The organism is Micromonospora sp. SL1-18, assembly GCF_047921505.1.
Taxonomy (GTDB): Bacteria; Actinomycetota; Actinomycetes; order Mycobacteriales; family Micromonosporaceae; genus Micromonospora.
Genome location: NZ_JBLROA010000002.1, coordinates 1 through 25,798, shown reverse-complemented (window position 1 = coordinate 25,798; position 25,798 = coordinate 1). Strand labels below are relative to the sequence as shown.

The window sequence follows — 25,798 nt, the reverse complement described above, 5'->3', positions numbered from 1 at the left end:
TTCGTTCGCGACTGCGGGGCTCGCAGACCCGGCTCACTCCTCGCACTCGCGGTGCCTGTCTCTCGTCGGGTGGGTGCTCGGGGTGGTCACTTCTTCTCGGGGCGCTCGGCGTTGGCCGCCCGCACGCTCGACCACAGCGTGTCGTACCAGGGGTCGGGCCGCTTCGGCGGGCCCGGCTGCGCGCCCCTGCTGGCGTCCTTCGCGGCTCCCTCCGGGTCGGAGAGCACCACCAGCGGGGTCTCTCCCGGCCGGACCATGAAGAAGCGCTCCCGGGCCTGCGCCTCGATGTACGCCGGGTCCTGCCACTTGGCCGCCTTGGCGGAGAGATCCTCGATCTCCTTGCGCTGTTCCGCCTGGGAGGCCTCCATCCGAGCGATGTCCGTCTGCTGGTCGAGGTAGACCCGGACCGGATAGGTGTAGGCCAGGGCGAGCGCGATCAGTACCGCGAAGAGCACGGTGGCACGCCCGGTGACGCGCCGGGGTTGGGGTGCGGTGAGCCGCTTGACCGTGCCGCCGGCCGCCGTACGCCGAGCGGCCGTGGGACGGCTCGCGGGGCGTACGCCATCGACGCCGCGGATGGCGCCGGGCGACCGGCCGGCGGCGCGTGGCTCGGCCCGGACGCCGGCGTCGCGGACCGACGACCGGATCCGGGCCGCGCCCGGCCGGCCGGTCTGACCGGGCCGGCGGGCGGGACGCTGACCACCCGGTGTGCGGCGCTGCTGCATCGTCACACCCCTCCCCCGGAGCTTGCGGCTCAGGCCGAACGGTAGCGCGGGAACGCGCCCGCGCCGGCATACCGCGCCGCGTCGGCCAACTCCTCCTCGATCCGCAGGAGCTGGTTGTACTTGGCCACCCGGTCGGACCGGGCCGGGGCGCCGGTCTTGATCTGGCCGCAGCCGAGGGCGACGGCCAGGTCGGCGATGGTGGTGTCCTCGGTCTCGCCGGAGCGGTGGCTCATCATGCACTTGAAGCCGGCCCGGTGGGCCAGGTCCACCGCGTCCAGGGTCTCGGTGAGCGAACCGATCTGGTTGACCTTGACCAGCACCGCGTTGGCGGCCTTCTCGGTGATGCCCCGGGCGATGCGCTGCGGGTTGGTGACGAACAGGTCGTCGCCGACGATCTGGATCCGGTCGCCGAGCGCCGCGGTCAGGGTGGCCCAGCCGCTCCAGTCGTCCTCCGACAGCGGGTCCTCGATGGACACGATCGGGTAGTCGCCGACGAGCTTGGTGTAGTAGTTGCTCATCTCCTCGGCGGTCTTCGCGCTGCCCTCGAAGGTGTAGGTGCCGTTCTCGAAGAACTCGGTGGCGGCCACGTCGAGGGCGAAGACGATGTCGGTGCCGAGCCGGTAGCCGGCCTTCTCCACCGCCTCGGCGATCAGGTCGAGCGCGGCGGCGTTGGTCGGCAGGTTCGGGGCGAAGCCGCCCTCGTCGCCGAGACCGGTCGACAGGTCCTTCTTCTTCAGCACCGATTTCAGCGCGTGGTAGACCTCGGCACCGGAGCGCAGCGCGTCACGGAAGGTGGGCGCGCCGATCGGCGCGATCATGAACTCCTGGATGTCGACGTTCGAGTCGGCGTGCGCGCCACCGTTGAGGATGTTCATCATCGGCACCGGCAGCAGGTGCGCGTTCGGGCCGCCCAGGTAGCGGAAGAGGCTCAGCTCGGCACTGCCCGCGGCGGCCTTCGCCACCGCCAGCGAGACGCCGAGGATCGCATTGGCGCCCAGCTCGGCCTTGTTGTCGGTGCCGTCGAGGTCGAGCATCTTCTGGTCGATCAGCCGCTGCTCGCTGGCCTCGTAGCCGATCAGCTCGTCGACGATCTTGTCCTCGATGTTGGTGACCGCCTTCTCGACACCCTTGCCCTGGTAGCGGTCCTGGTCACCGTCGCGCAGCTCGATCGCCTCGAAGGCGCCGGTGGAGGCGCCGGACGGCACCGCGGCGCGGGCGATCGTGCCGTCGTCGAGCCCGACCTCGACCTCGACCGTCGGGTTGCCCCGCGAGTCCAGGATCTCCCGGGCGACGATTCCCTCGATGGTTGCCACTGAGTCGCTCCTCGTTTGTGTGTTCCGGTCCGGTATGGGCCGCGACGGTGCGGCTGAGGCAGGTGTTGCACGCAGCGTATCGCCCTTCCGGGCCGGGCCGGCCCAGGGTTGGCTGACGGGAGGAACAGTGCCCGGCGCGGATCCCCCTTTCCGCGCCGCAGACGAGACGGACATTCCCGGAATCTCTGACCTCAACCGGCATCGGGTTTGCGAGAGGTTGCCCCGATCGACGAGGCTGGGTGACATGCCCGCCGCCTCGACGACTCTCCGCGTGCTCGCCGCCTCGGTCATCGCGTCGCTCACGGTCACCGGCTGTCAGGCCCTCGACGACGCCGGGGGCGCGCTCGGGCGGGCCGACCTGGTCAACGACCTTGCCGCCCGGATGGACCGGGCCCTGGAGCAGACCTGGGCCGCCGACTACCAACTGCCGGGCGGCCGAACCGCCTCTGTCGCCCAGACGATGAAGCCGCTCCAGTCCGCGTACACCTGGCCGGACGGCAAGATCACGGTGTCCCAGCAGGCGGTGACGCACTGCGAGAAAAGCGGAGGACGTACCTCCTGCGTGGTGTCGCCACCGTTGCCGACCGCCGGGAAGCCGTCGGTCGTGGTCTACACCGAGGCCCGCAAGTACGGCCTGGTCACCCCGCCGGCGGTGATCCGGCTGCTGACCGACGCCGCCCTCGACCGCGAGGCGGACATCGAGCAGACCGACACCACCCTGGGCGGGCACCACGCCACCTGCGTCGACGTCACCCGCGCCGGGGAGCGCTTCACCGCCTGCGTCACGACCGAGGGGGTGCTGGCCAGCTTCACCGGGACCCTGGACGGCAAGCCGGCGGACATTGCGCTGAGCCGGTACACCGACACGGTCGAGGCGTCCGCCTTCGACGTGCCGGCCGGGGCCGACGTGGTGGATCGCCGCCCGGCGACCTCGTGACCGGGCGGCCCGCGGACGCCCCCGCCGGGACCGGCGCTCCGGCCGCAGCGGGCGGCGCCGCCCCCGACCGCCTGGGCGGTCCGGCCGCGGCGGACCGGGGTGGGTTCGTCCCCGGTGCCGACCGGAGCCGGCCGCCCGCGCCCGACGACCTGGCCCTGCCGGTGGCCGGGCGCAAGCTGCTGGCCGGGCCGGACGGGCACTTCCCCCGGATCGGCGGGCTGCCCGCCGACCTCCGGTGGGTGCCGCTCGGGACGCTCGACGGGACGCCGGCCTGGGCGGCCGAGGTGGCCGACGCGGAGGCGCTGCCCGGGCGCTGGCGCGGCTGGCAGGGCATCGCCACCGAGCTGCCGGAACCGCTGGCCGCCCTCGCCGGGCGGGCCCTCGCGGTGGTCACCTGGCGGCGTACGCACCGCTGGTGCGGGGCGTGCCGGGCCGAGCTGACCGACTGGCCGGGCGAGACCGCCCGGCGCTGCCCCGACTGCGGCCTGACCGTGTTCGTGCCGCTCTCCGTAGCGGTGCTGGTGGCGATCACCCGCCCCGGCCGGGCCGGCGGCGCCGACGAACTGCTGCTGGTCCGGCACGCGTACGGGCCGACGCAGCTGTGGGCGCTGGTGGCCGGGTTCGTCGAGGCGGGCGAGTCGCTGGAGTCGGCCGCGCACCGGGAGATCGCCGAGGAAGTCGGGCTGACCATCGGGCGGCCCGTCTACGTCGACAGCCAGCCCTGGGCGATGTCCGGCCCGGGCACCCTGCTCGCCGGCTTCACCGCCACCGTCACCGACCCGGACGCCGAGCCGGTGATCGACCCGACGGAGCTGACCGAGGCGCGCTGGTTCCCGGTGGACGCGCTGCCGTCGGAGCTGCCGCCGGCGTACTCCATCTCGCGCTGGCTGGTCGACGCCGTCGCCGCCCGCGCGCGGCGCTGAACCAGCGCGGACGCCCGGCCCAGGTGTTAACAAGGGGCCCCTGCTCTACCGGAGGCGTTAACAGGGGGCCCTTCCTTACACCCCCAGCAGGGTACGCAGGTGGCGCGGGGGCGGGCAGTCGTGTGCCAGCATCGCGTCGTGCCACTCGCGCACCGACACGCCGTCGGGGCGGGCGCGGGCGATGTCGGCCATCTCGCTGTACCCGACGAAGTAGGTGGAGAGCTGGGTGGAGGTGAGCAGCGCCCGCCGCCACTTGCCGGCCGCCTCGCCCTCCTCCTGGAAGCCGCGCCCGGTCATCAGCGCCATCGCCTCCGCCTCGGGCATCCCCTCGCAGTGCACGAGCTGGTCGAGCAGCGCGTTGATGGTCATCCGGAGCTGCATCTTGAGCTGCTGGAGCCGGACCGGAAGCCCGCCGAACCCGAGGCCGGCCATCAGCTCCTCGGTGTAGACGGCCCAGCCCTCGACGAACACCCCCGACTCGGTGAGCGGCCGGACCCGGGTCGGCCCGCCGTACCGGCGGGCGTGGGCGAGCTGGAGGAAGTGACCGGGCATCGCCTCGTGCACAGTCAGGTTGCGGATCATGTGGTCGTTGTACTCGCGGTAGAACGACTCGACCCGCTGCGCCGGCCAGTCGGCCGGGGCGGGCGCGATGCAGTAGAAGGTCGGCACGTTCGCCGTCTCCAGCGGGCCCGGCGAGTCGCAGTAGGCCACCGCCACGCCCCGGGCGAACTCCGGCATCTCCTGGATCACGCACGGGTCGTCGACCAGGGTGATCAGGTCGTGCGCGCGGACGAAGTCGGTCGCCTCGTCCAGCGTGACCGAGGCCAGGTCCACGATGGTGGCATCGTCGGGATGCTCGGCGGCGAGCAGATCCAACGCCCGACGTACCGTCGCGTCGTCGGCCGGGCCGCCGACCAGCTCCACGGCCGCCTCCCGGATCTCCGCGGTGACCCGGTCGAGGTTGTTCCAGGCACGGCGCTGGACCTCGGCGGCGCTCAGCTCGGTGTCCAGCGTGTGCCAGAGCCGCGCCTCCCAACGCCGCCGGCCCAACCGGGGGTCGCGCCCCGGGCCGGCGTCGGCGGCCAGCCCGAGCCGCAGCCAGGCCACGAACTCCTCCAGCGCCGCGATCGCGGCGGTCGCCGCCGGTTCCACCCGGTCGAGCAGCGCCGGCGCCTCGGCGAGCGGCCCCGGCAGCTCGTCGCGGATCAGCGCCGCCGCACCGGTGAACTGCCCGACCGCCGTCTCCGCGTGGATCCGCGGCATGTCGCGCAGCATCGCGCGCGCGGTCGCCAGGGCGTCGGGTACGGCCGCCAGCCGCCCGGCCAGGTGGGTCAGCCGCTCCTCGACGGGCGCGTACGGGCGGGCCAGCACGGCGTGCAGCAGCGGACCCGGGTTGTGCCGCAGCGGGTCCCACTCGTGGGCGCGGATCTCGGTCAGCTCGAACAGCCCCTGGTCGACCATGCTGCTGAGCAGCGCGTGGTCGACCCGCTCCTCGACGTCGAGTGAGCCCGGGTCGATCTCGGAGAGCGCGTCGGCCGCGTCGCGCAGCATCGCCTGGTCGGCCGCGAGGGCACCGGCGGAGAGGTCGGGCAGCCGGTCGTCGTACCGGTGGTCCCCGGCCGAGGTGGCCAGCCCGGGCCGGCTCTCCAGCAACGCCTCGACGATCCGCTCCGCCACCACCACAAACGCGTCCATACGGACGACCCTACCGACCTTCCCCGACGTTCTCGTCGATGCCGACGTTCTCGTCGATCAATGAGTTTGCGTCAGTCGGAGCGCGTTCTCCGGCGCAAACTCCTTGATCAACTCGCTTGGGTGGGGGTGGGGTGGGGCGGGTGGGAGGCGCGTTCGGCAGCGCGGACGGCGTCCGCGTAGGCCAGCGCGGTGCGGCGGAGAGCCGCCTCGGGATCGATGCCGGCCTGGCGGGCGGCGGCGACGGTGGCCAGGAGGCTGGCGCCGAGTCTCGCCTCCGGATCCACCTGGGACTCCGTCAGCGGGGGCGGCACCGCCAGTCCGATCCGGCCGGCCCGGTCCAGGATCTTCGCCGCCAGGGCCAGCGCGGGTTGGCTCATCGCGATACCGTCCAGCACCGACTCGCGGGTCTTCTCGGCCCGCTTGATCCGCTCCCAGTTCGCCTCGATCTCCTCGATCGTGGCGGCCTCGGCCCCTGCGAAGACGTGCGGGTTACGCCGGACCATCTTGTCGACCAGGCCGCCGGCCACGTCGTCGACGGTCCAGCTCTTGCCGTCGGGCAGTTCCTCGGCGAGCCGGGCGTGCAGCAGCACCTGGAGCAGCACGTCGCCCAGCTCCTCGCGAAGCGCGTCGGTGTCGTCGGCGCTGATCGCGTCGTACGCCTCGTAGCACTCCTCGAGCAGGAAGCCGGCGAGGCTGCGGTGCGTCTGCGCCCGCTTCCACGGGTCACCGCCGGGGGAGGCGAGCCGGTCCATCACCTCGACCGCGTCGAGCAGCCGGGCGCCCGGCGGGTCCCACGAGCCGTACATCAGCTCCAGCTCGGCCAGGCCCGGCTCGCGGGCCAGCCGCAGCCCCAGCTCCCGAGCGAGGGCCTCGTCGCCGGTCGGCCCGGCCAGCCAGACCGCCGTGCCGTGCGCCGCAACCGCGTCGAGCAACGCCTGGGTGGCACCCTCGGCCACCACGGTCACCCCGGCACCTGCCGCCCGGACCACCGAGGTCAACCCGCTCTCCGCGCCGGCCAGCACAGGCGCTGCGCGTACGACGTCCCAGGCGGCCGCGGTGAGCAGGCCGGCCGGCAGCCGCGGCGAGGTGACCAGCAGGACGATCCGAGCGGTCATGCTCAGGAGGCGGTGCCCGGGGCGGTGGACGCGGTGTCGTCCGTCTCGTCGGTGGTCTTCGGCTCAGGGGTGGAGATGTCGGTGACCGGGCCGGTGCCGTCCACGTACGGGAGGTCGTAGAAGGTGGGGGCCTGCAGCTGGAGCACGGCCGGGACGGCCAGCGTCGGGTAGCGCGGGTTGATCCGGACGTCCTGCCGGGCCACCTCGCCCCGCAGCACCTCACTCAGGGCCACCACCGCCGTCGCCTGGCTGGCGATGTTGGGGTCAGCGAAAACCTGACGCTGTTCGTCGGCGGACCAGCCGGCTGGGGCCACGTTCGCCTTCACCAGCGCGTCGTAGAGCGCGCCACGGTCGACGTCCGTCAGCTCCGTCGACGGCAGCGCCCCGCCGAGCGCGAGGAAGATGTTGTACCACTCGGCGGCGAGCTTCGCGTACTCGGTGTCCGGCACGTGGCGCATCTGGCCGATCGCGTCGACGCTGACCTGGTTGCCCACCTGGACCTGCTTCGCGGCGACGATCCGCTTGCCCAGGTCGAGGCCGACCAGCAGGTTGACCACGTCCTGCCCGTCCAGGTCCAGCTGGCGCTGCTCCGGGGGCACCTGCTGGCCCTGCTTCTCGGCCGCGTCCACCTGCTCGGCGTACACCGTCGCGGCCTCCTTGCGGATGGCGTTGACCCGGTCGATCGAGTACGCGGTGTCCCCCACGTACGCGGCGACGGTCGGGGCGGACCGGCCGCAGGCGGCGAGGGAGAGCACAGCGAGGGCCGCGACGCTGGCGGCGGCGATGAGACGGCGAGCACGCATGACGGCCACTCTCTCATGCCCGCCACGCTGCTGTGACGCCGCCCACCCCGCTCGGGCGCGGCTCACCGCGCACCGGCCCCAGCCGGCTGAGCCGGCGTGGGCTCGCCGCATCACCTTTCGCTCGCCACTGCGGGGCTGGCAAAACCGGCCAGCTCCTCGGGCTCGCCGAGGACGTCGGAGAGGAGCTGGGCGCACCACTCCAGCAGCGCCTGGTCGCGCAGCGGCTCGCCGCCGACCCGGCGGGTGCTCGGCCGGGGCACGCTGACCTGGTCGAGCGCCTGCTTGTAGACCGAGTCAGGGTGGTACCGCTTGAGCCGCAGCTGCTTCGAGTCGGGCAACGGCAGCGGGCCGAACCGGAGGTGCTTGCCCTGCATCGAGACGTCGGTGAGGCCGTACCGCCGGGCCAGCAGCCGGAACCGGGCCACCGCGACCAGGTTCTGCACCGGCGCGGGCGGCTCGCCGTAGCGGTCGGTCATCTCGGCGACCACCTCGCGCAGCCGCTCCTCGTCACGAGCCTCGGCGAGCTTGCGGTACATCTCCAGCCGCAGCCGCTCCACCGCGACGTAGTCGTGCGGCAGGTGCGCGTCGACCGGAAGATCCACCTTGACCTCGGTCTCTTCCTCCGGCTGCTCGCCCTTGAAGGCGGAGACCGCCTCGCCGACCATCCGGACGTACAGGTCGAAGCCGACGCCCTCGATGTGGCCGGACTGCTCGCCGCCGAGCAGGTTGCCCGCGCCCCGGATCTCCAGGTCCTTCATCGCCACGTACATGCCGGCGCCCAACTCGGTGTGCTGGGCGATGGTGGCCAGCCGCTCGTGCGCGTTCTCCGTCAGCGGCCGGTCGGACGGGTAGAGGAAGTACGCGTACGCCCGCTCCCGGCCCCGGCCGACCCGGCCCCGGATCTGGTGCAGCTGGGCCAGACCGAGCAGGTCGGCCCGCTCCACGATCAGGGTGTTGGCGTTCGGGATGTCGATGCCGGACTCCACGATCGTGGTGCAGACCAGGACGTCGAACTCCTTCTCCCAGAAGCCGACCATCACCTTCTCGAGCGCTTCCTCACCCATCTGGCCGTGCGCCACCGCGACCCGGGCCTCGGGCACCAGCTCGCGGAGCCGGCGGGCCGCCCGCTCGATCGACTCGACCCGGTTGTGCAGGTAGAACACCTGACCGTCGCGGAGCAGCTCGCGGTGAATCGCGGCGGCCACCTGCCGCTCGTCGTACGCCCCGACGGCGGTGAGCACCGGGTGCCGCTCCTCCGGCGGGGTGGCGATGGTGGACATCTCCCGGATGCCGGTGATCGCCATCTCCAGGGTGCGCGGGATCGGGGTGGCCGACATGGCCAGCACGTCGACCGAGGCGCGCAGGGTCTTCAGGTGCTCCTTGTGCTCGACGCCGAAGCGCTGCTCCTCGTCGATGATGACCAGCCCCAGCTGCTTGAACCGGGTGGCCGCCTGGAGCAGCCGATGGGTGCCGATGACGATGTCAGCGGTGCCGTCGCCGACCATCGCCAGGGCCTGCTCGGCCTCCTTCGGCGTCTGGAACCGGGAGAGCTGCCGGATGGTGATCGGGAACTGGCTCATCCGCTCGGCGAAGGTGTTGTAGTGCTGCTGCACGAGCAGGGTGGTGGGCACCAGGACGGCCACCTGCTTGCCGTCCTGCACCGCCTTGAAGGCGGCGCGGACCGCGATCTCGGTCTTGCCGTACCCGACGTCGCCGCAGATGAGGCGGTCCATCGGGACGGTCTGCTCCATGTCCCGCTTGACCTCTTCGATCGCGGCGAGCTGATCCGGCGTCTCCTGCCAGGGGAAGGCGTCCTCCAGCTCCCGCTGCCAAGGACTGTCCGGTGCGAACGAGTGCCCCTTGGACGCCTTGCGGGCGGCGTAGAGCTGGATGAGCTGAGCGGCGATCTCGCGGACCGCCTTGCGGGCCCGCGCCTTGGACTTCTGCCAGTCCGAGCCGCCCATCTTGTGCAGGGTGGGCTGCTCGCCGCCGACGTACCGGGAGAGCTGGTCGAGCTGGTCGGTGGGGACGAAGAGCCGGTCGCCGGGCTGGCCGCGCTTGCTCGGGGCGTACTCGATGACCAGGTATTCCCGGCTGGCGCCGTTGACGGTGCGCTGCACCAGCTCGACGTACCGGCCGATGCCGTGCTGCTCGTGCACCACGTGGTCGCCCGCCTTCAGCTCAAGCGGGTCGATGGTGTTGCGCCGCCGGCTGGGCATCTTGCGCATGTCCCGGGTGGAGGTGCCCCGGCCACCGGTCACGTCGTCGCCGGTGAGCACCACGAACCGGGACGCCTCGTCGACGAAGCCGGCGGTCAGGCAGCCGCAGGAGACCAGCAGCTCGCCGGAGGCGGGCGCGGCCGGCACCTCCTCGGTGAACCGGGCGCCGAGGCCGGCGTCGCGGAGCACCTCGACGGCCCGCTGGGCGGGGCCGTGCCCCTCGAAGACCAGCGCGATCGACCAGCCCTCGCCGGCCCATCGCTTGAGGTCGTCGACCAGCCGGGCGGTCTCGCCGTGGTAGAGCGGGGCGGGCTGGGCGGCCAGGGTCAGCGCGATCGCGTCGTCCGGGGTGACGTCGACCTCGGACGGCTCGTCCTCCCACGGCTGCCGGGCCGGCGTGGCCTCCGCCTCGGCCAGGCCGAACGGCGCGAGGGTCCACCAGGGTTGGCCCAGGGCGCGGGCTGCCGTGCGTACGTCGGCCAGGGTCCGGAAGGCGGCGGCGCCGAGGTCGACCGGGGCTTGGCCCCCGACGGCGGCCGCCGCCCAGCTGGCCTGGAGGAACTCCTCCGAGGTACGCACCAGATCGTGCGCCCGGGTGCGGATCCGCTCCGGGTCGCAGAGCAGCACGTGGGTGCCGCCCGGCAGGCAGTCCAGCAGCAGCTCCATCGAGTCGGCACCGATCAGGGCCGGGGCGAGCGACTCCATGCCCTCGACCGGGATGCCCTCGGCCAGCTTGTCGAGGATCTCGGCCAGCTCCGGGTGCTCCTCGGCGAGCGCGGCGGCCCGCTTACGCACCGCGGGAGTGAGCAGCAGCTCGCGGCAGGGCGGCGCCCAGAGCTGGGCGACCTGCTCGATGGTGCGCTGGTCGGCGACGGCGAAGGTACGGATCTCCTCCACCTCGTCGCCCCAGAACTCGACCCGGGACGGGTGCTCGTCGGTGGGCGGGAAGACGTCGAGGATGCCGCCGCGTACGGCGTACTCGCCCCGCTTGGTGACCAGGTCGACCCGGGCGTACGCCATGTCGGTGAGCCGCCGGGCCACCTCTTCCAGGTCCGCCTCGTCGCCGGCGGCGAGCTGCACCGGCTCCAGGTCGCCGAGCCCCTTGAGCTGCGGCTGGAGCAGCGACCGGACGGGCGCCACGACCACCCGCAGCGCCCCGGTGCGCCCGTGCGCGTCGGCCGACCCGGGGTGGGCGAGCCGGCGCAGCACGGCCAGCCGCCGCCCGACGGTGTCGGAACGGGGCGACAGCCGCTCGTGCGGCAGCGTCTCCCAGGACGGGAAGACGGCCACCCGCTCCGGCGGCAGCAGGCTGCCCAGCGCGGAGGCGAGGTCGTCGGCCTCCCGGGTGGTCGCCGTCACCGCGAGCACGGGGCGGCCCGCGCCGCCGTCCGGCTCGTCGGCCGCGACGGCGGCGACGGCGAACGGACGCAACGCGGCCGGGGCGGTGATGTCGAGGCCGTCGACCTGCGCGGCACCGGAGCGCGCCAGGTCACGCGCCCGGGCCAGCCCGGGGTCGGCCAGGGCGGCGGAGAAGAGTCCGGTGAGCATCTGTGATCACATCCAGGAGGTCGGCACACGGCGACAACCCCTCGTCCAGCCGGACGGGGGGTGCACGCCCTCCAGCCTATCCCCGCCCACTGATCTTCCCTCGCTCTCCGCCGTTACGCCCGCCGCCCTGGGAACCACGCAACTTCACCGAAACTGCTGCCTCCGGCTCGTAGCAGGCAGCAACCTCCCGGAAGTTGTGCGGATCTTGACCAGTCCGGCCGGTCCGTGGTCGGGTGTCAGCATGGCCAGACGGCTGGTCGAGCTGAGTCACCCCCCTCAAGATCAACTGGAGTTGACCATCGAGCCACCGAGCGATCAGGCCGCCCGGACCGAGCCCGGATCGAGCTGGCGTACCAGCCGTTGGGACAGGTGGGCCAACGCTCGGGACTGGGCCAGATCGATCGGCCAACGATCGACGTCCGATCCGGCGGAGAGTTCCAGCAACAGGCCGGACGGCGGGGTCGGACCGACGTCCATCCGCCACAGGCCAATCCCGACCTGGATCACCTCGTCGCCTCGCACAGCCGCGCCGATGAGGCGGGACAGGTGCAGGTCGTTCGACCCGGCACAGTCCGGGCCGCGCAGGCACCACGGCGGGTGGGCAGCGTTCGATAGGTTACTCATGGGCCGGGGGTCCTTCCCGGTCAAGGCCCGGGGAGCGGAGTGCCACCTCCACCCCGGGCCGCCCTATTGATAGCGCTCACCCGGTTGCGAGCCAGGGCAAGCAGGCACAGCCTATCGCCGCTAGTCGACATTGTCGACAGTGTCGACGTTATAGACGCTGTCGTTTTCTGGTGATCTACTTGGCCCTGCGAGCCAGGGAGACACCGTGAGCACACCCAAGTACGAGCAGGTGGCGTCCGCCATCCGCAGCCAGATCCAGGCCGGGACGCTGAAGCCAGGTGATCAGCTACCCACGACGCAGGGGCTGATCGAGATGTACGGCGTCTCCTACGGCTCAGTCCGCACCGCACTGCTGATCCTGAAGGCCGAAGGGCTGATCGAGGGCAGGCAGGGCGAGGGCGTGTTCGTGCGGGAGCAGGGCGGTCAGTAGCGCACGCTGATGCGGCGCTCAACGGCGTCGACCCGGATCTCTCCGCCGTACGGGATGATCAGCTGCGGGTCGGTGTGGCCGAGGTCGACATCGAACACCACCACCGGGCCGTCGGCGTAGTCGGCGAGTGCTCGGGTGATCGCCTCCCGCTGCGCCTCGCCCCATGCCCGCCGCTGCTCAGGCGTGTGCGGCTGGTCGAAGTCCCATGCCTTCGGGCGGCCGACCACGATCGCCGGGAAGGCAGCCAGCAGCCCGCGTTCCCCCATGTTGCGCACGATGCGGAAGACCTCCTGGGCGGTGGGCAGCTCGTTCGAGGTCTCGAAGACCAGCACCGATCCGGCCAGCTCCGCCACCGACGGCACCCGGTCGGCGGCCATCAGCCAGTGCAGGATCTCCAGGCAGCCACCCCAGGTGCGGCCCTGCACCACGGTCTCCGGCCCGTGCCACCGCCAGCCCTCGCCGGGGAGCATCTCCGGCTCGTACGCCAGCGTGGACGGGTCCCGCCAGTCGTTCGGCTGGTCACCCCAGTCCGGGGCCGGGGTGAGGTCGTACCAGCCGGAGGTGAAGAGGGCGGCCCGCAGCGAGTCGAAGGTGAGCGGGTGCGGCTTGCCTGGCCGGCCGAGGTGCACCAGCACCGATCCGCCGTGGTACGCCACCATCCCCAGCCGGTACAGGTGGTTGAGGATGTTGGTGTTGTCCGAGTAGCCGTAGTAGGGCTTCGGGTTGGCCCGCAGCACCTCGTCGTCCAGATGCGGGGTGACGGTGATCAGGTCGTCTCCGCCGACGGTGGCAAGCACGGCGGTGATGGTCGGGTCGGCGAAGGCAGCGGTCAGGTCCCGCGCCCGGTCCCGCGGGTCGGCGCCCATCTGCACGGTGGTCGGATACTCCACCGGCTCCAGCCTGAACTCCTCGTGCAGCCGGCGCAGCCCCAGCTCGTACACGTGCGGAAAGAGGCCCGGCAGCCCGGCGGACGGGGAGACCACGGCGACCCGGTCGCCTGGCTTCGGCTTGGCGGGATAGCGCAGGGACGTCATGCCCCGACGCTATCGGCCCCCGCCACCGGGTTATTCGACCGTCTGCCCGACCTCGATCAGGTGACCGCCAGCCTGGCACCCGCTGCCGGATTGGGCGACGAAACCGTACAACCCGGGCGAAGCACCGCCGTAGGCTGGCCACGTGGGCGAGCAGGGACGGGAGCCTCCGGTACGCGGCGCGCTCGCCCAGAGTGCAGATCATCACGTGATCCCCCTCCTGATCCCCCTCCTGCCATCGTGCCGGACATGGATACGATCCAGGGAGTCGGACAGCGCTGTCCTTCGTACTCTCGTAAGGAGCGCACCCGTGACCGACAAGCACGACCACGACGGCCCCGACGCCGCGCTGCGAGCCGACATCCGCCGCCTCGGCACCCTGCTCGGGCAGACCCTCGCCCGCCAGGAGGGCCGGCCGCTCCTCGACCTGGTCGAGGAGATCCGCGCGCAGGTCCGCTCCGACGCCCCCGGCGCCGCGCAGCGCCTCGCCGGCCTCGATGTCACCACCGGCACGAAGCTGGCCCGCGCCTTCTCCACCTACTTCCACCTGGCCAACATCACCGAGCAGGTGCACCGGGCGCGCGAGCTGCGCCGCCGCCGGGCGGTGCACGGCGGCTGGCTGGACCAGGCCGCCAAGATGATCGCCGAGCGTGGGGTCCCCGCCGAGGAGACCGCCTCGGTGGCCCGCCGGCTCGCGATACGCCCCGTCTTCACCGCCCACCCGACCGAGGCGGCCCGCCGCTCGATCCTGTCCAAGCTGCGCGCCATCGCCGACGAGTTGGACGCCGAGACCGCCAACGCCATCCTCTACGGAGCCAGCGACGAGGGCCCGGCCAACCGGCGCCTGGCCGAGCTGCTGGACCTGATGTGGCAGACCGACGAACTGCGGCTGGACCGGCCCGACCCGACCGACGAGGCCCGCAACGCCATCTACTACCTGCGCGACCTGTACGCCGAGGCCGCCCCGCAGGTCCTCGACGACCTCGCCGACACGCTGCGCACCCTGGGCGTGGAGACCTCACCGACCGCCCGCCCGCTGACCTTCGGCACCTGGATCGGCGGCGACCGGGACGGCAATCCGTTCGTCACCCCCGCGGTCACCCGTGAGGTGCTGCGGATCCAGCACGAGCACGGCATCGAGGCCACCGAGAAGGCGATGGACGTGCTCATCAGCGAGGTCTCCGTCTCCCGCCGGCTGCGCGCGGTCTCGCTGGACCTCTCCGCCAGCCTCGCCACCGACCTGGACGCGCTGCCCGAGGTGGCGCCCCGGTTCCGCCGGGTCAACGCCGAGGAGCCCTACCGGCTCAAGGCGCGATGCGTGAAGGCGAAGCTGGCCAACACCCGGGAGCGGCTACGCACCGGCACCGCGCACGTGCCGGGGCGCGACTACCGGGGCTCGGCCGAGCTGATCGCCGACCTGGAGCTGCTGCGCGCCTCGCTGGCCCGCAACTCCGGGCAGCTGACCGCGGTGGGCCGGCTCGCCTCGACGATCCGTACGGTTTCCGCGTTCGGGCTGCACCTGGCGACCTTGGACGTCCGCGAGCACGCCGAGGCGCACCACGCGGTCCTCGCCCAGCTCTACGCGGCGGTCGGCGAGGTGTCCGACTACCCGTCGCTGAGCCGGCTGGAGCGCACCAAACTGCTCGCCGACGAGCTGACCGGCCGCCGCCCGCTCTCCACCCTGGACACGCCGCTCACCGAGTCCGCACGGAAGACGTTCGACGTGTTCGGGGCGATCCGCGAGGCGCAGGACCGGTTCGGCACCGAGGTGATCGAGTCGTACATCGTCTCGATGACCCTCGGCGTGGACGACGTGCTCGCCGCGGTGGTGCTGGCCCGCGAGGCCGGCCTGGTCGACGTGCACAGCGGGCGGGCCCGGATCGGCTTCGTGCCGCTGCTGGAGACCCCGGCCGAGCTGAACGCCGGCGGCGAGCTGCTGGACGAGCTGCTGTCGCTGCCGGCGTACCGGGCGCTCGTCGCGGCCCGCGGTGACGTGCAGGAAGTGATGCTGGGCTACTCCGACTCCAACAAGGAGGCCGGCATCACCACCAGCCAGTGGTCGATCCACCGGGCGCAGCGCGCGCTGCGCGACGTGGCCGCCCGGCACGGCGTACACCTGCGGCTCTTCCACGGCCGGGGCGGCACGGTGGGTCGGGGCGGCGGCCCCACCCACGACGCGATCCTGGCCCAGCCGTACGGCACCCTGGACGGCGCGATCAAGGTGACCGAGCAGGGCGAGGTCATCTCCGACAAGTACACGCTGCCGGCGCTGGCCCGGGAGAACCTGGAGCTGACCGTGGCCGCGGTGCTCCAGGCGACGCTGCTGCACACCGCGCCCCGTCAGCCGGACGAGATGCTCGAACGCTGGAACGCCACGATGGAGCTGATCTCCGACGCGGCGTTCCGGTCGTACCGGTCGCTGGTCGAGGACCCGGACCTGCCGGCGTACTTCTGGGCCTCCACGCCCACCGAGTTGCTCGGGGCGCTGAACATCGGCTCCCGGCCGGCCAAGCGACCGAACACCGGCGCCGGCCTGGCCGGCCTGCGGGCCATCCCGTGGGTGTTCGGCTGGACCCAGACCCGGCAGATCGTCCCCGGCTGGTTCGGCGTGGGGTCCGGGCTGGCCGCCGCGCGGGCCGCCGGCCTGGAGGACGTGCTCGCCGAGATGCACCGCAACTGGCACTTCTTCCGCACGTTCCTGTCGAACGTGGAGATGATGCTGACCAAGACCGACCTGAACATCGCCCACCGGTACGTGGAGACGCTGGTCCCGAAGAAGCTGCACCCGATCTTCGACAAGATCCGGCAGGAGTACGAGCTGACCAAGCAGGAGGTGCTGGCCGTCACCGCCTCGCCGGCCCTGCTGGACGGCTCGCCCGTCCTCCAGCGCACCCTGGCGGTGCGGGACACCTACCTGGAGCCGCTGCACCACCTCCAGGTGGCGCTGCTACGCCAGTACCGGGACTCCGGCGCCGCCGGCCGCTCGGTGGCCACCGCGCCGGGCGGCCGCCGCGCCCCGAACGACGGTACGGCGCTGGAGCGGGCGCTGCTGACCACGGTCAACGGCATCGCCGCCGGCATGCGCAACACCGGCTGAGGTGCAAGAAAGGGCCCCCTGTTAACGCATTTCGCATAGCAGGGGGCCCCTGTTAAGAGCCTGTCGCACAACTTTCGATCTTCAGCTGTCAAGAGTTGTTGCTGCGATTCGCCCATAGTGGACGATCATTTTGTGCGTGGCGTACAACTTCATCTCCTGCAGCCCGGACGACTCGGCGTTGCCGCGGCATGACCTGCGTGGGTGGCTGCCGCCGCAGCATCTGTGCTGGCAGGTCCTGAAGGTCGTCGGTGAGCTCGACCTGTCGAGGTTCCTGCGGGGCTACCGCGCCGATGGCCAGGGCGGGGCGGCGTATCCACCGCAGGTGTTGCTGAGCTTGGTGCTGTACTGCTACTGCAAGGGCGTGCGCTCGTCCCGCAGGATCGAGGCGGCCTGCCTCGACGATGTGGGCTGCCGGATCATCACCGGCAACCAGCACATCGACCATTCCACCGTCGCGCGTTTCCTGCGCCGTCACCGCGAAGGCATGAAGGCGCTGTTCGTGCAGGTCCTGGCGCTATGCGCCCAGCGTGGGCTGGTGGACCTGTCCGCGGTGGCGGTGGACGGCTCACCGATGCAGGCGGCCGCCGCCCGCTCCACCAACCGCAGCCTCCACTCCCTGGAGACCATGATCGCCGATGGCGAAGCCGAGATTGACCAGTTGACGGGCGCCATGGACGACTCAGCAGCCGCCGCAGGCAGCACCCAGCACACCGCCGCCGGCAGCTGCCTGCGGCGGCTGTCCCGGCTCGGCGACCGCCTGGCGCGAGCCCGGATGGCCCGGGACAAGCTGCATGAACGCGCGCTGCCCTCAGCCGGCGAGATCCGGATCAAGGTTGAGGCCGCCGAGCGGATGGTGGCCAGGGCCGCCCAACGCCTCGCCGAGGTCACTGCCGCCCAGCAGCAACGGCTGGCCGACTACGCCCGCCGAAGCCTGCAGGACCAGGCCGCGGGACGGCGGCGCGCTGTCGGGCGCCCGCCGGTCAGTATCGAGGCCAAGACCAAGGTCATCCGGCAGCAGACCCGGCTGGCCAGGGCGCAGGCCGGGCTGCACCGTGCGCTCAACCCACGGCCGATCCCGTCCGCGGCGGCCAGGGCGTCACTCACCGACCCGGCGTCGCGGCTCATGCTCGGCAAGCACGGCGGCTACGTGCAGGGCTACAACGTGCAGATCGCCTGCTCCCGCAACCAGATCCTCCTCGCGATCGAGCTGCACGACAATCCGTCCGACACCACCGCCCTGATTCCGGTCATCAGACGTGTCCAGCACAACTGCGCGACCGCAGGGCTGAGCAGCGACGCCGCGGCGTGGCTGGCCGACAGCGGATACGCCAGCACCGCGAACTTCACTGCCCTGGCCGATCTCCCGCTGCTCGTGTCAATCACCAACGAGTACGACCAGACCATGGCCCCCACGCCCCCCAGCCAGGACGTCCCCGCCGGCCACCGCGACATGGCCGCCCGCCTGGCATCCACCGAAGGCAAGCAGCTCTACGCCCGCCGCGGCGCCCTCGTCGAACCCGGCTTCGCCCAGCTGTTCCAACGGTTCGGACGCCGCCTGCACCACCGCGGCACCAGCGACGTCGACGCCGAGATCAAACTGCTCGGCGTCGTGCACAACCTGAACAAGATCTTTCGCCACGACGCCAGACGGAAGACCATTTGACAGCTGAAGATCGAAAGTTGTGCGACAGGCTCTTAACGCCGCCGCCGGTCGGTCACCAGTCGCCGCCGCCGAAGTCCCCGCCGCCGAAGTCGCCCCCACCGAAGTCACCGAAGCCGCCGAAATCACCGCCGCCGTAGTCACCGCCGCCGGAGTCACCGCCGCCGGAGTAGTCGCCCTGATCGCCGGTGAACTGATCGCCGGAGAAGTCGTTGCCGCCGTGGTCGCCGGAGTCCTGGCCGCCGCCGAAGCCGTCCTGGAAGCCCTCCTGGTAGCCGGCCTCGTAGCCGTAGCCCGGGTCGGCGAAGGCGGGCGAGAAGAGCGCGTCGGCGATGAGCATGCCGCCGAGCACGCCGGCGCCCGCGCCGAGCGCGGTCTTCCACCACGGCGTCGAGTACCAGCCGGCCGGCACCTGCCGCCCCTGCCAGGCGCCGCCGGGGTAGTAGTACGGCGTGCTGTTGCCCGGCTGCGGCCCGGCCCGGTAGGTCTGCCCCTGCACGTTGACCTCGCGCTCCTTGGTGAGCATCCCGGCGCCCCGGGCGGCGGCCAACGGCGGCAGCTCCGGCCCCGGGTCGATGCCCATCGCGGTCCGCGCCGCCCGGATGTACGCCAGCCCCTCCAGCGCGGTCTCCCGGGCCAGCGCGAACTGGTGCTGGGTTCGCGCCTGCTCCAGCTGGGAGCCGGCCGCGTTGTACCGCTCCCCCGCGTCGGCCAGCGCCTGGCGTACCGCCGGGGCGTCACCGTGCAGGTTCATCAACTGCCCGCCGAGTCGCTCGTACCAGCGCTGCGCCTCGGCCCGGGCGTCGCCCAGTTCCGTGGCCCGCCGGGACCTGCTCCCCCATCGCCAGAACACGAACGCACCTCCGAGCATCAGCACCAGAACGAGGCACAGCGCAGCTTTCATGACTCGAAGGTACCTACGGGGATCACGTCGCACCCATTTGGCAAGCTTCGGAGGGTGACGAGCTTCGCAACGCTGGCCGTGGTGATCATCTGTCTCGCCGCGGGTGGCGCGGTGGGCTGGCTGGCCGCCCGGGCCCGGTCGGCGGCCGAGGTCGCCCGGCTGGAGGCCACGCTCGCCGCCACCAGGGAGGGCGAGGGGCGGCTGGAACAGTCGATGCGGGCGCTCAGCTACGAGGCGACCGCCCAGTCCCAGGAGGCCGTCGCGCGGGCGGTGGCGCCGCTGCACGACACTCTCCGGCGCTACGAGCAGCGCGTCGCCGAGCTGGAACGCGACCGGGTCGAGGCGTACGCCGAGCTGCGCGAGCAGGTGCGCGCGATGAGCACGGTCTCCGGGGAGCTGCGCACCGAGACCAAGCAGCTCGTAGCCGCGCTGCGCGCCCCACAGGTCCGCGGCCGCTGGGGCGAGCACCAGCTCCGTCGCATCGTCGAGGCGGCCGGCATGCTGGAGCACTGCGACTTCAACGAGCAGGTCACCGCCGCCACCGACCACCAGGGGGTACGCCCCGACCTGGTGGTCCGGCTGCACGGCGGGCGGACGGTGGTGGTCGACGCCAAGGCGCCCTTCGACGCGTACCTGACCGCGATGGAGGCGCGCGACGAGCGAGGGCGGGACACCCACCTCGACGCGCACGCGCGGCACCTGCGGGCACACGTGGACGGCCTGGCCGCCAAGTCCTACTGGGCCGCGTTCGACCAGACCCCCGAGTTCGTGGTGCTCTTCGTGCCGGCCGATCCGTTCCTCGACGTGGCGTTGCAGCGCGACCCGGCGCTGTTGGAGCACGCCTTCGCCCGCAACGTGGTGCTGGCCACGCCGGCCACCCTGGTGGCGCTGCTGCGCACGGTCGCCTACTCGTGGCGGCAGGAGGCGCTGGCCCGCAACGCCGCCACCGTGCACGCGCTGGCCCGCGAGCTGTACGGGCGACTGTCCACCCTGGGCGACCACGTCGGCAAGCTGGGCACGTCGCTGGGCGGGGCGGTGACCGCGTACAACCGGGCGGTCGGCTCGTTGGAGGCGCGGGTGCTGGTCAGCGCGCGCAAGCTGGCCGAGCTGGGCGTCTCCGACCAGGAGCTGCCGGCACCGGCCCAGGTGGAGCTGGCACCGAGGCAGCCGCAGGCGCCGGAGCTGACCGGAGGCGACACGTCGCCGCCGCTGTAGCGCGAGTGGTCGCGCCTTTGTTACAACACCCGTCGGTCACATCACGAGCAGGTCACAACAGACCTCGCGCTAGTGACAGCCCCCGATCACCCCATAAAAGATCTCTTCCTACTCGCCCTGTACCCCTCCGGGCGCCTTTCTCTCATCGGAGGAAGAGAACGTGAATAAACCCCCAAGCTGGATCCGGCGCGCCTCGGCCGGGTTCGTCGCGTCCGCCCTCACGGCCGGCGCCCTGACTCTGGCGTCCGCCGGCACCCCGGCCCTCGCCGAGTCCACCCCCGACATCCCCAAGGCCGGGTGGAGCCCGACCGACCAGGACCGACTGGCTCAGGCGAAGGTCAAGGGCCAGCAGACCGTCGACGTTCTGGTCGGCGCACAGGACGGCCAGGCCAGCGCCGTCGCCGACCGTCTCGCGGCGCTCGGCGCGAGCGTCGACTACCGCGACGACAGCCTCGGCTACCTGCGCGCCAGCGTGGCCACCGACCGGGCCGACCGCATCGCCGGGCTGAGCGGCGTGCAGACGGTGGAGATCGACGCGACGCTCGCCGTGCCCGACCCGCGTCCGGACGGCAGCGAGTCGCCGGCCCCCCAGCCCGCGCCCGGCGCGGGCACCCCCGCCGCCAACCCGTACATGCCGATCCAGGACATGAACGCGGCGCAGTTCGTCGCCGAGCACCCCGCGCTCGACGGGCGCGGCGCCACCATCGGCATCATCGACACCGGCGTCGACCTGGCGCACCCGGCGCTGCAGACCACCACGACCGGCGAGCGCAAGATCATCGACTGGGTCACCGCGACGTCCCCGACGGCGGACGGCGACCCGACCTGGATCAGCATGACGACCAAGGTCTCCGGCGGCAGCTTCACCGTCGACGGTCGTGCCTGGACCGCGCCGCGCGCGGGCTCCTACCGCTTCGGCGTCTTCAACGAGCGGGCCAAGAACCTCGGCGGCGAGGTGGGCAACGACGTCAACCGCGACGGCAACCGGGCCGGCAGCAGCGGGCTCTTCGGCGTCCTGTGGGACGGCGACAAGACCGTCTGGGTCGACACCAACCAGGACGGCTCGTTCGCCGACGAGACCCCGATGACCGACTACAAGGTCCGCCACGACGTCGGCACCTTCGGCACCGACAACCCGGCGACCCCGATCGTCGAGGCCATGCCGTTCGTCGTGCAGATCGACGGCAAGAACAAGTTCGTCAACATCGGCATCGTCTCCGGCCAGCACGGCACGCACGTCGCCGGCATCACGTCCGGCAACGGGCTGTTCGGCGGCAAGATGACCGGCGTCGCCCCGGGCGCCAAGCTGGTCTCCGTACGGGTCTGCATGTTCGTCAGCGGCTGCACCGCGCACGCCCTCATCGAGGGCATGATCTACGCCGCCAAGCAGGCGAACGTGGACGTCATCAACATGTCGATCGGCGGCCTACCGTCGCTCAACGACGGCAACAACACCCGCGCGCTGCTCTACAACCGCCTCATCGAGCAGTACAAGGTGCAGATGTTCATCTCGGCCGGGAACAGCGGGCCGGGCACCAACACCGTCGGCGACCCGTCCGTGGCCGAGAAGGTGATGAGCGTCGGCTCGTACATCACCGATGCCACCTGGCAGGCCAACTACGGCACCAGCTCGTCGAACCGGGACAACCTGCACTACTACAGCTCCCGTGGGCCGCGCGAGGACGGCGGCTTCAAGCCCAACATCGTCGCCCCCGGTTCGGCCATCTCCAGCACCCCGACCTGGCAGCAGGGCGGGCCCGTCGCCGGCACCTACCCGCTGCCGCCGGGCTACTCCATGCTCAACGGCACCTCGATGGCCTCGCCGCAGGCCGCGGGTGCCGGCGCGCTGCTGGTCAGCGCCGCCAAGGCGGAGGGCTTCCAGCGCAAGCCGGACCAGATCCGACAGGCCATGATGTCCTCGGCCCGGTTCCTCGACGGCATCGGGGCGTTCGAGCAGGGCACCGGCCTGGTCGACGTCAAGGCGGCGTACGAACTGCTGCGCAAGAACATCCAGACCGTCGGCATCAACTCGTCGGTGCCGGTGAACACGGTGCTCGCCGGCTACCTCGCCACCCCCGGTGTCGGCGTCGGCATCCACGACCGTGAGGGCGTCACGGTGGGCCGGAAGTACACCCGCACCTACACCTTCACCCGCACCACCGGCGGGTCGAAGCCGATCACCTACGACCTGTCGTGGGTGGGCAACGACGGCACCTTCTCGTCCGACTCGTCGGTGGCCCTGCCGCTGAACAAGCCGGTCGAGGTGACCGTGGCGATCAACCCGGCGACCCCGGGCGCGCACTCGGCGATCCTGCGGCTGGACGACCCGGCGACCACCGGCGTCGACTACCAGACGATGAACGTGGTGGTCGCCCCGTACACCTTCGCGGCGGCGGACGACTTCCAGGTGACGATCAACGGCAAGGTCGGGCGTAACCAGGCGCTGCGCTACTACTTCCAGGTGCCGGCCGGCACGCCGGCGCTGAAGGTGGACTTCACCGGGCCGTCCGGTGAGCCGGGCACCGGGCAGGCGCGCTTCCTGCGCTTCCACCCGTACGGCGTGGGAATCGACGACAACGCGTCGACCTCCTGCTTCAGCCCGCCCGCGCCCGTCACCCCGCCCACCGTGCCCTGCGCCACCGGCTCGCCGAACAGCCGGACGACCGCCAACCCCCTCCCGGGGGTCTGGGAGATCACGGTGGACGCCCGGCGTACCTCGGACGCGGAGTGGACCAAGTTCACGCTGACCGCCTCGGTCCTCGGCGCGACGGTCTCCCCGAACCCGGACGTGCTCGACACCGTCGCGGGCGGCGTGCCGGTGGCCCGGTCGTACTCGCTGAAGAGCACGCTCGGCGGGTTCACCGGCCGGGCGGTCGGCGGCACGCTGGGCAGCGCCCGGCAGGGTCCGTTCACCATCGGCAACCGCGCCGTGCAGGAGTACGACCTGACGGTGACCCCGGGTTCGACCCAGCTGCGGGCCACCATCGGTGGCACCGCCGACCCGGCCGCCGACCTGGACCTGTACGTGCTCAACTGCACGTCCGGGACCTGCGTGGAGGCCGGACGCAGCGCGGGCGGCGGCTCCGAGGAGTCGGTAACCATCAACGACCCGGCGCCGGGCGCCTGGAAGGTACGCGTCGACGGCTACTCGGTGCCCACCGGCTCGACCAGCTACAACTACGTCGACGTCTTCACCAACCCGGCCTTCGGCACCGTCGCGGTGACCGACGCGAACGCGCCGCGCCCCAGCGGCAGCTCGTGGACGGTACCCGGCTCGGTGACCGCGAAGGTGGGTCCGGCCAACGGCCGGGTGCTCTACGGCACGGTGCAGGTCCGGACCGACACGAACCTGCTGATCGGCAGCGGTGACGTGGTGGTGCGGAACGTCGGCTGACGATTCCGCGAGGAAGCAGGAGGCCCGTCCCCGGTGTGGGGGCGGGCCTCCTGCCTCATCAGGCGCAGGCGGGCGTTACAGCCAGCCGCACTGAGCCGCGCGCACGCCGGCCTCAAAGCGGCTCCGGGCCTGCAGACGTTCCATGAGGGCGGCGGTGATCCGCCGCACGGTCCGCAGGGAGAGCCCGAGCTTGCGAGCGGCCACCTCGTCGGTATGGCCCGCGGCGAGGATCTGCAACAGTTCCTTCTCGAACGAGTCGAGACCGTGTTCGTTCACCGGTTTGACCCCGCCCAGCGGGTTGGCGTTCCGCCAAACCTGCTCGAAGAGCGCGTAGATGGCGGCGACGACCCCGCCGTCGAGGACTTCCACCGCTCCCTTAGTCGAATCGTCCGGGTCGAGCGGCAACAACGCGACGCGCTGGTCGACCACCACCATGAGCATGGGCAAGGTCGGCGTGGTGCGGACCTGGCCGCCCAGGCCGGTCAACCAGCGGGCATACCCGACGACGCCCGGATCGTTGCGGTAGCTGTCCTGGTAGACGCAGCGGATCTGCACACCCCGCTCGAGAGCGAGCTGGTTGAGCGGCTTGCTCGACTCCCTACCGTCCGGCGTCTGCGCCGTCCCGGGATTCAACGAGACGCATTCTCGTTCGGCACTGATGGCCAGCGCCTCCAGGCGGGAGCGGACGGCCTCAATGTCCTCGTACCGCCGAACCCCCTCGTGCATCCGGGCGGCCATCTGCTCGGCGGCGATGGACTGGATGGCGACGCGGGTGGCCTCGACCTGGCGCTGTCGCTGGGCGACCTCCGCTTCCGCGCGGGCGAGCAGCGCGGCGAGACCAACTTCAGGCGACACGGGCCGCATCGAGCCGGGCTGCACCGATGACGGCCGGAGCAGGGCAAGGTCTGCGAGTTCGTCCAGCGCGGCCCGCACCTGGGCCTCATCGAGCGCCAGATGGCCGGCGAGGTCGGCCACCCCCAGATTCGGCAGGGCGAGCATCGTCCGATATACCAGCTCAGCCCTATTTGTCAGCCCCAATGATTCAAGCACGTCTACCTCCACCCCGTGTTGGAGGAAGTATCTGTGCCGGGCGGTCGGTACGCAAGACCGGCCCCGAGCGGGAGGCGCAGTGGCATCAAAGTGCCATGCAGCTTGATGCCAGCCATCAGGTGGTGACGCGGATGGAACTGCCCGGCAAGCTCTATTCAAAGGGCGCAGCCGATCCCGCCGAAAAGCCAGGGCGACACCGGAAAGCGCCTTCAACTCAAGGTATTGAGGAGTTCGTGGTCATGTCGAGGCGCATCTTCTTCCTTGCCGCCATTGTCGCGGTGCTTATGTTTGGCCCGCTGGCGTACACGGCTGGCGCGAGCTCGACGGTCGGCGATGATGTCGAATGGACCACGAGCGGGCAGGCAATTTTCATGACCAGCGGCGGGGGCTCCGACGGCGGCTTCGAGTGGGCGTGACCATGCGGATGGCGACATTCGCGGTTCACTGTCCCGACCGCCTGCGGTCAGCGGGCGAGGAAGTGCTACGAGACCTGGTCTGGGCGCACATCCGCCAGCAGGACCGGGTCGAGCACGTCCGGGTACGGGCCGGGCCGGAACACATCTCGGTCGCCTTGTTCGTGCTAACCAAGAATCAGCTCGACGCGGATGAAGTGGCGCGGGCCGTCGGACACCGCATCCGCGCACTACCGGCCTTCTACCGTTGACCAGACGGACCAGGCCAACGTCTTCCGTTCGACCCCTCGGAGCACTTCCGCTCCCGACACCAGTGGCGCCAGGTCGCGAATCTTCGCGACCTGGCGCTTTTTCCTTTCGGCACACCTTTCCGCGGCACCGCGCATTGACACCAAAGTGCCATGCAGCTTGCTGCCAGCCGCACGGTAGTGACATCTCTGGGTCGCACCGGCAAGCTCTATTCCAAGGGAGCGAACACTCCGCGAAAAGAACAATCCGCGAAAAGAAGGATGGTTGGAATGTCCATTAATCGCAATCTCGGTAGGCTCGCCACCAGCTGCGCCATTTCCATCGGCCTGCTGGGATTCGGTGCGGCACCGGCATTCGCCGACGACCCGGTCCAGCTTCCGGTCGGCGAGGAGGAAGTGGTGGACATCGATGAGGGCGGGGAATTCATCCCCGAGGATCCGACGGAGGGGGGGT

The 25,798-nt window shown here is 71.6% G+C and carries 20 protein-coding genes; 10 read left to right on the top strand and 10 right to left on the bottom strand.

Annotated features, from left to right (window positions below):
• Positions 1–86: 86 nt before the first annotated feature.
• Both ACNAW0_RS01120 and eno read right to left on the bottom strand, forming a co-directional pair.
• Positions 87–725, bottom strand: coding sequence for an FtsB family cell division protein (locus ACNAW0_RS01120; RefSeq protein WP_416285741.1), 639 nt, complete (start codon positions 723–725; stop codon positions 87–89).
• A 29-nt stretch (positions 726–754) separates the two neighbouring features.
• Positions 755–2,038, bottom strand: a complete 1,284-nt coding sequence (eno, locus tag ACNAW0_RS01115) for a phosphopyruvate hydratase (RefSeq protein ID WP_416285740.1) — start codon at positions 2,036–2,038, stop codon at positions 755–757.
• Between the two features lie 244 nt (positions 2,039–2,282).
• Here eno and ACNAW0_RS01110 point away from each other — a divergent pair, with 244 nt between their 5' ends.
• Both ACNAW0_RS01110 and ACNAW0_RS01105 read left to right on the top strand, forming a co-directional pair.
• The gene (locus tag ACNAW0_RS01110; RefSeq protein WP_416285739.1) at positions 2,283–2,975 is read left to right on the top strand and encodes a hypothetical protein; all 693 of its coding nucleotides are present in this window, start codon (positions 2,283–2,285) and stop codon (positions 2,973–2,975) included.
• The gene (locus ACNAW0_RS01105) at positions 2,972–3,898 is read left to right on the top strand and encodes an NAD(+) diphosphatase (protein WP_416285738.1); all 927 of its coding nucleotides are present in this window, start codon (positions 2,972–2,974) and stop codon (positions 3,896–3,898) included. Before ACNAW0_RS01110 ends, ACNAW0_RS01105 begins: the two co-directional genes overlap by 4 nt.
• 75 nt (positions 3,899–3,973) lie before the next feature.
• Here the strand turns inward: ACNAW0_RS01105 and ACNAW0_RS01100 are convergent, their stop codons facing one another.
• The 5 genes from ACNAW0_RS01100 to ACNAW0_RS01080 form a co-directional block, all read right to left on the bottom strand.
• A complete protein-coding gene (locus ACNAW0_RS01100; protein ID WP_416285737.1) occupies positions 3,974–5,593 on the bottom strand; it encodes a DUF885 domain-containing protein in 1,620 nt (539 codons plus the stop codon).
• A 107-nt stretch (positions 5,594–5,700) separates the two neighbouring features.
• A complete protein-coding gene (locus ACNAW0_RS01095) occupies positions 5,701–6,708 on the bottom strand; it encodes a nucleoside triphosphate pyrophosphohydrolase (RefSeq protein WP_416285736.1) in 1,008 nt (335 codons plus the stop codon).
• Between the two features lie 2 nt (positions 6,709–6,710).
• Positions 6,711–7,511, bottom strand: coding sequence for a hypothetical protein (locus ACNAW0_RS01090; RefSeq protein WP_416285735.1), 801 nt, complete (start codon positions 7,509–7,511; stop codon positions 6,711–6,713).
• Between the two features lie 110 nt (positions 7,512–7,621).
• Positions 7,622–11,278, bottom strand: a complete 3,657-nt coding sequence (gene mfd / locus ACNAW0_RS01085) for a transcription-repair coupling factor (RefSeq protein WP_416285734.1) — start codon at positions 11,276–11,278, stop codon at positions 7,622–7,624.
• A 315-nt stretch (positions 11,279–11,593) separates the two neighbouring features.
• Positions 11,594–11,902, bottom strand: a complete 309-nt coding sequence (locus ACNAW0_RS01080) for a hypothetical protein (protein ID WP_416285733.1) — start codon at positions 11,900–11,902, stop codon at positions 11,594–11,596.
• Between the two features lie 205 nt (positions 11,903–12,107).
• Here ACNAW0_RS01080 and ACNAW0_RS01075 point away from each other — a divergent pair, with 205 nt between their 5' ends.
• Positions 12,108–12,332 carry a GntR family transcriptional regulator gene (locus ACNAW0_RS01075; RefSeq protein WP_416285732.1) on the top strand — a complete coding sequence of 75 codons (225 nt, stop codon included), beginning with the start codon at positions 12,108–12,110 and terminating at the stop codon, positions 12,330–12,332.
• Here ACNAW0_RS01075 and ACNAW0_RS01070 read toward each other — a convergent pair.
• On the bottom strand, positions 12,326–13,366 hold the full coding sequence (locus tag ACNAW0_RS01070; protein ID WP_416285731.1) for a S66 family peptidase: 1,041 nt from the start codon (positions 13,364–13,366) through the stop codon (positions 12,326–12,328). The genes ACNAW0_RS01075 and ACNAW0_RS01070 overlap by 7 nt on opposite strands.
• Before the next feature lie 307 nt (positions 13,367–13,673).
• On the opposite strand from ACNAW0_RS01070, the gene ppc reads away from it, so the two are divergent.
• Positions 13,674–16,460, top strand: a complete 2,787-nt coding sequence (gene ppc, locus ACNAW0_RS01065; protein WP_416285730.1) for a phosphoenolpyruvate carboxylase — start codon at positions 13,674–13,676, stop codon at positions 16,458–16,460.
• 136 nt (positions 16,461–16,596) lie between these two features.
• Positions 16,597–18,123, top strand: a complete 1,527-nt coding sequence (locus ACNAW0_RS01060) for a transposase (RefSeq protein WP_416285729.1) — start codon at positions 16,597–16,599, stop codon at positions 18,121–18,123.
• Positions 18,124–18,175: 52 nt separating this feature from the next.
• On the opposite strand, the gene ACNAW0_RS01055 is transcribed toward ACNAW0_RS01060, so the two are convergent.
• Entirely contained in the window at positions 18,176–19,024 is an 849-nt protein-coding gene (locus ACNAW0_RS01055) for a hypothetical protein (RefSeq protein WP_416285728.1), read from the bottom strand.
• Positions 19,025–19,078: 54 nt separating this feature from the next.
• Between ACNAW0_RS01055 and ACNAW0_RS01050 the strand changes: the two genes are divergently transcribed.
• Positions 19,079–20,239 (top strand): DNA recombination protein RmuC, encoded by a 1,161-nt coding sequence (locus ACNAW0_RS01050; protein WP_416285727.1) that lies wholly within the window; start codon positions 19,079–19,081, stop codon positions 20,237–20,239.
• A 160-nt stretch (positions 20,240–20,399) separates the two neighbouring features.
• Entirely contained in the window at positions 20,400–23,633 is a 3,234-nt protein-coding gene (locus ACNAW0_RS01045; RefSeq protein WP_416285726.1) for a S8 family serine peptidase, read from the top strand.
• Positions 23,634–23,708: 75 nt separating this feature from the next.
• Here the strand turns inward: ACNAW0_RS01045 and ACNAW0_RS01040 are convergent, their stop codons facing one another.
• Positions 23,709–24,632: a helix-turn-helix transcriptional regulator gene (locus tag ACNAW0_RS01040; protein ID WP_416285725.1), complete on the bottom strand. Its 924-nt coding sequence runs from the start codon at positions 24,630–24,632 to the stop codon at positions 23,709–23,711.
• Between the two features lie 146 nt (positions 24,633–24,778).
• Between ACNAW0_RS01040 and ACNAW0_RS01035 the strand changes: the two genes are divergently transcribed.
• The 3 genes from ACNAW0_RS01035 to ACNAW0_RS01025 all read left to right on the top strand — a co-directional run.
• Positions 24,779–25,099: a hypothetical protein gene (locus ACNAW0_RS01035; protein WP_416285724.1), complete on the top strand. Its 321-nt coding sequence runs from the start codon at positions 24,779–24,781 to the stop codon at positions 25,097–25,099.
• A 2-nt stretch (positions 25,100–25,101) separates the two neighbouring features.
• Positions 25,102–25,347, top strand: coding sequence for a hypothetical protein (locus ACNAW0_RS01030; protein ID WP_416285858.1), 246 nt, complete (start codon positions 25,102–25,104; stop codon positions 25,345–25,347).
• A gap of 150 nt (positions 25,348–25,497) precedes the next feature.
• Positions 25,498–25,798: hypothetical protein (locus tag ACNAW0_RS01025; protein ID WP_416285723.1), on the top strand; the 301-nt coding region annotated here is incomplete at its 3' end.

Excerpts from the sequence above, each read along its gene's own strand:
- ACNAW0_RS01120 (WP_416285741.1), bottom strand. The coding sequence starts at position 725 with ATGCAGCAGCGCCGCACACCGGGTGGTCAGCGTCCCGCCCGCCGGCCC.
- ACNAW0_RS01110 (WP_416285739.1), top strand. The coding sequence starts at position 2,283 with ATGCCCGCCGCCTCGACGACTCTCCGCGTGCTCGCCGCCTCGGTCATC.
- ACNAW0_RS01100 (WP_416285737.1), bottom strand. The coding sequence starts at position 5,593 with ATGGACGCGTTTGTGGTGGTGGCGGAGCGGATCGTCGAGGCGTTGCTG.
- ACNAW0_RS01095 (WP_416285736.1), bottom strand. The coding sequence starts at position 6,708 with ATGACCGCTCGGATCGTCCTGCTGGTCACCTCGCCGCGGCTGCCGGCC.
- ACNAW0_RS01090 (WP_416285735.1), bottom strand. The coding sequence starts at position 7,511 with ATGCGTGCTCGCCGTCTCATCGCCGCCGCCAGCGTCGCGGCCCTCGCT.
- mfd (WP_416285734.1), bottom strand. The coding sequence starts at position 11,278 with ATGCTCACCGGACTCTTCTCCGCCGCCCTGGCCGACCCCGGGCTGGCC.
- ACNAW0_RS01080 (WP_416285733.1), bottom strand. The coding sequence starts at position 11,902 with ATGAGTAACCTATCGAACGCTGCCCACCCGCCGTGGTGCCTGCGCGGC.
- ACNAW0_RS01070 (WP_416285731.1), bottom strand. The coding sequence starts at position 13,366 with ATGACGTCCCTGCGCTATCCCGCCAAGCCGAAGCCAGGCGACCGGGTC.
- ACNAW0_RS01055 (WP_416285728.1), bottom strand. The coding sequence starts at position 19,024 with ATGAAAGCTGCGCTGTGCCTCGTTCTGGTGCTGATGCTCGGAGGTGCG.
- ACNAW0_RS01040 (WP_416285725.1), bottom strand. The coding sequence starts at position 24,632 with ATGCTCGCCCTGCCGAATCTGGGGGTGGCCGACCTCGCCGGCCATCTG.
- ACNAW0_RS01035 (WP_416285724.1), top strand. The coding sequence starts at position 24,779 with ATGCAGCTTGATGCCAGCCATCAGGTGGTGACGCGGATGGAACTGCCC.
- ACNAW0_RS01030 (WP_416285858.1), top strand. The coding sequence starts at position 25,102 with ATGCGGATGGCGACATTCGCGGTTCACTGTCCCGACCGCCTGCGGTCA.